Source organism: Acidovorax sp. KNOB132, assembly GCF_057541515.1.
Genome location: NZ_BAAJYT010000309.1, coordinates 1 through 3,953, shown reverse-complemented (window position 1 = coordinate 3,953; position 3,953 = coordinate 1). Strand labels below are relative to the sequence as shown.

The window sequence follows — 3,953 nt, the reverse complement described above, 5'->3', positions numbered from 1 at the left end:
CGCCGACGACCAGCTCGCCCTTCTTTTTGATGTCGGCCAGCTGGTCGGCGTGGGCCACGCCCGATACGGCGAACGCGGCGGCGACCAGGGATGCGATGAAGCGGATGCGCATGGTGTTCGTGGAAGGTGTTCAGGTAGATAGGAAAGAACACCGACACGCTGATGAGGAACAGCTTGGCCGACTCGTCGATGCCAAACCACAGGATCACCAGCGGAATGAGCGCCAGCGCCGGAATGTTGCGCACCATCTGGATGGTGGAGTCGAGCAGCGTCTCGGCCAGGCGCAGCGAGCCGGTGAGCAGCCCCAGCACCAGCCCCAGGCCGCCGCCGATCGCCAGGCCCGCCAGCACGAGGGCGCACGCGCCCGACACCATCAGCGGCCAGAAATTGGACAGCGGCGCCTGGGTGTGCGCGAACAGGAACGGCAGCGCCACGGCCACGGTGGCCAGCGCGGCGGCGAAAGCGTTGAACAAAGGCATGGGGCGGTTGGCCAAGGCAAAGGGCCGATCATAGGCAGGGCCGCCCGTTCGGCCCCTCGGGCACCCATGGGACAATCCCGCCCATGCATGCATTGTTTGAAGAAACCGGCAAATTTCTCGCCGGACGCATCCTTTCCGAGGCCGAAAGCTCCGCCCAGATCGAGCTCGACTCGGGCAAACGGGTGAAGGTCAAGGCCGCCCACCTGCTGATCCGGTTCGAAAAACCCGCCCCGGCCGAGATGCTCGCCCAGGCGCAGGCCGTGGCCGCGTCGATCGAACTCGACCTGGCCTGGGAGTTCGCCCCCGAGGACGAATTCGGCTTCGCCGACCTGGCGCGGGACTATTTCTCCGAGAACGCCACCCTCGTCCAGCAGGCCGGCGCGCTGTTCGCGCTGTACGAGGCGCCGCACTACTTCCGCCGCGCGGGCAAGGGCCGCTTCAAGAAGGCGCCGGCCGAGATCCTTCAGCAGGCGCTGGCCGCCATCGAGAAAAAGAAGCTCGTGCTGCAGCAGATCGCCGACTGGGCCGAGCAGCTCGGCCGGGGCGAATGCCCGCAGCCGATCCGCGAGCAGCTCTACAAGATCCTGTTCCGCCCCGACAAGAACGCGCCCGAGTACAAGGCCGTGGTGGAGGCCAGCCGCGCCACCCACCTGCCACCGCTCGATCTGCTGCAGCGGGCCGGCGCCATCGACTCGGCCTACCAGTTCCACTGGAAGCGCTTCCTGTTCGACAACTTTCCCAAGGGCACCGGCTTTGCGGCGATCACCGCGCCGCAGCCGCCCGAGGACCTGCCGCTGGCGCCCGTGCAGGCGTATTCCATCGACGACTCCCAGACGACCGAGATCGACGACGCGCTGTCGGTGCAGGGCCTGGGTACGGGCACCGTGGTGCTGGGCATCCACATCGCGGCGCCGGGCCTGGCCATCGTGCCGGGCACGCCGCTCGACCAGCTGGGGCGCAACCGCCTGTCCACGGTGTACATGCCCGGCTACAAGATCACCATGCTGCCCGACGAGGTGGTGAAGATCTACACCCTGGACGAAGGCCGCGCCAACCCGGCCGTGTCGCTCTACGTGACCATCGACGAGGCCACGCTCGAAGTCACCGGCACCGAAACCAAGCTGGAACGCGTGCCCGTGGCGGCCAACCTGCGCCACGACCAGCTGGACCACATCGTCACCGAAGCTTGGCTGACCGACCCCACGGTGCAGGCCCCGGAAGCCCCCCAGCGCTTGCTGGAGCTGCGCGGGCAGCTATCGTTTCTGTACCGCCTGGCCCAAAGCCTCAAGGCCCAGCGCGAGGTGGTGCGCGGCAAGCCCGAGACCTTCAACCGGCCGGACTACAACTTCCGCCTCACCGGCAACGACGGCGCCGAGCCGCAGGGCCGCGAGACCGTCTCGATCACCACGCGCCGGCGCGGCGCCCCGCTGGACCTGATCGTGGCCGAGGCCGCCATCGTGGCCAACAGCACCTGGGGCGGCCTGCTGGCCGACCACGGCGTGCCCGGCGTCTACCGCAGCCAGGCCAGCCTGGCGCCCGGCGTGAAGGTGCGCATGGGCACCAAGGCGCTGCCGCACGCGGGCATCGGCGTCAAGAGCTACGCCTGGGCGACCTCGCCGCTGCGCCGCTACGTGGACCTGGTGAACCAGTGGCAGATCATCGCGTGCGTGCGCCACGGCAAGACCGCCGCGCTGGCCGCGCCGTTCAAGCCCAAGGACGCGGATCTGTTCTCCGTCATCAGCAGCTTCGATGCGGCCTACAGCGCCTACAACGGCTACCAGGCCGGCATGGAGCGCTTCTGGACGTTGCAATACCTGCAGCAGAACGGCATCACGGAGATCGAGGCCACCGTGTTCAAGGAAGGCCCCGGGGGGAGCTTCCTCGTGCGGGCCGACACGCTGCCGCTGGTGCTGCCCGTGCTGGGCGCGCAGAACCTGCCGCGCGGCGCGCGGGTGCGCGTCAAGCTCGGTGAGATCGACGAGATCACGCTCGACGTGAACGGCACGGTGCTGGAGCGCCTGGACAGCCCCGCCGACAGCGCCGAGGCCACGCCGCAGGGCGACGAGGCGGGCGAGGACGACGAAGAGGCCGTGGCCGGCCCCATCGCCATCGCGGTGGACGTGAACGAAACCGAGGCCGGCGCCAGCGCCAGCACGGATAATCGGGCGCCGTGAAACTGCCCGCCTTCTTCCAACGATTCAGCACGCTGCAGCTGGCGCTCGGCGTGTCCATCGCCGTGCATGCGGTGCTGCTGTCGGTGCGGTTCATCGACCCCGAGAGCTTCAACCGCGTCTTCCAGGACACGCCGCTGGAAGTGATCCTGGTCAACGCCAAGTCCAGCGAGCGGCCGGACAAGGCCCAGGCGATCGCGCAGTCGTCGCTGGCCGGAGGCGGCGAGGCCGCCAAGGGCCGCGCGACCAGCCCCCTGCCCTACTCGGCCCTCACGGCGGTGGGCGACGATTTCGAGGAGGCCCAGCGCAAGCTCGACGCCATGCAGGAGCAGCAAAGCCAGCTGCTGGCCCAGCTGCGCAAGCAGCTCGCCACCCTGCCGGTGCCCGACCCGCGCCAGCCGAGCCAGAGCGCCGACGCGCTGGCGCAGGAGGAAAAGCGCCGCCAGCTCATCAAGCTGCTGGCCGAGATCGAAAAGCGCATCAACGAAGAGAACGCCCGCCCCAAGAAGCGCTACATCAGCCCCGCCACGCGCGAGGAGGTCTACGCGATCTACTACGACGGGCTGCGCCGCAAGATCGAGGACAAGGGCACCGACAACTTTCCCGAACAGGGCGGCAAGAAACTCTACGGCGAGCTGACGATGATCGTGACCGTCAACCACGACGGCACGGTGCTGGAGACCGAGATCGTGCAGGGCTCGGGCAACCGCCTGCTCGACAACCGCGCCCAGGCCATCGCCCGCTCGGCCGGGCCGTTCGGCGTGTTCGGCCCCGCCATGCGGGCCAAGGCCGACCAGATCGCCGTGGTCTCGCGCTTCAAGTTCACGCGCGACCAGACCCTGGAAACCAGCGTGCGCTGACGCCGCGCCCCCTTCGCCGTACGTCCTGCGCCGTACTTTCCTTGCCGCTTTTCTTCCGCACGACACCCCGATGACTTCGCCCGTGGATTCCTACTGCGTGATGGGCAACCCGGTCGAGCACAGCCGCTCGCCCTGGATCCATGCGCGCTTCGCCGAACTCACCGGCGTGCGCCTGTCGTATGCCCGCCGGCTGGTGCCGCTGGACGGCTTCCCGCAGGCCCTGGCCGACTTCGCCGCGGCGGGCGGGCGCGGCTGCAACGTGACCGTGCCCTTCAAGCTCGACGCCGCACGGCTGGCCGCCCAGGGCAGCGAGCGGGTGCGGCTGGCCGGTGCGGCCAACACCCTCACCTTCGGCGACGACGGCCGCATCGCCGCCGACAACACCGACGGCCTGGGCCTGGTGGCCGACATCGTGCGCAACGCCGGCGTGCCGCTGGCGGGCA

At 69.2% G+C, this 3,953-nt stretch carries 2 protein-coding genes and 2 pseudogenes; 3 read left to right on the top strand and 1 reads right to left on the bottom strand.

The window, feature by feature from the left end; all coding sequences use genetic code 11:
* Nucleotides 1-479 (bottom strand): annotated as a pseudogene (locus AC27IO_RS21505) (hypothetical protein); the annotation flags it as partial.
* Nucleotides 480-562: 83 nt separating this feature from the next.
* On the opposite strand from AC27IO_RS21505, the gene AC27IO_RS21500 reads away from it, so the two are divergent.
* The 3 genes and pseudogenes from AC27IO_RS21500 to aroE all read left to right on the top strand — a co-directional run.
* Nucleotides 563-2,653 carry a ribonuclease catalytic domain-containing protein gene (locus AC27IO_RS21500; RefSeq protein ID WP_498740675.1) on the top strand — a complete coding sequence of 697 codons (2,091 nt, stop codon included), beginning with the start codon at nucleotides 563-565 and terminating at the stop codon, nucleotides 2,651-2,653.
* Nucleotides 2,650-3,510 (top strand): energy transducer TonB, encoded by an 861-nt coding sequence (locus tag AC27IO_RS21495; RefSeq protein WP_272567239.1) that lies wholly within the window; start codon nucleotides 2,650-2,652, stop codon nucleotides 3,508-3,510. Before AC27IO_RS21500 ends, AC27IO_RS21495 begins: the two co-directional genes overlap by 4 nt.
* 70 nt (nucleotides 3,511-3,580) lie before the next feature.
* A pseudogene (gene aroE / locus AC27IO_RS21490) lies at nucleotides 3,581-3,953 on the top strand (shikimate dehydrogenase); the annotation flags it as partial.

Bases quoted from the DNA above. Each gene is read 5' to 3' on its own strand.
- AC27IO_RS21500 (WP_498740675.1), top strand. From the start codon at position 563: ATGCATGCATTGTTTGAAGAAACCGGCAAATTTCTCGCCGGACGCATC.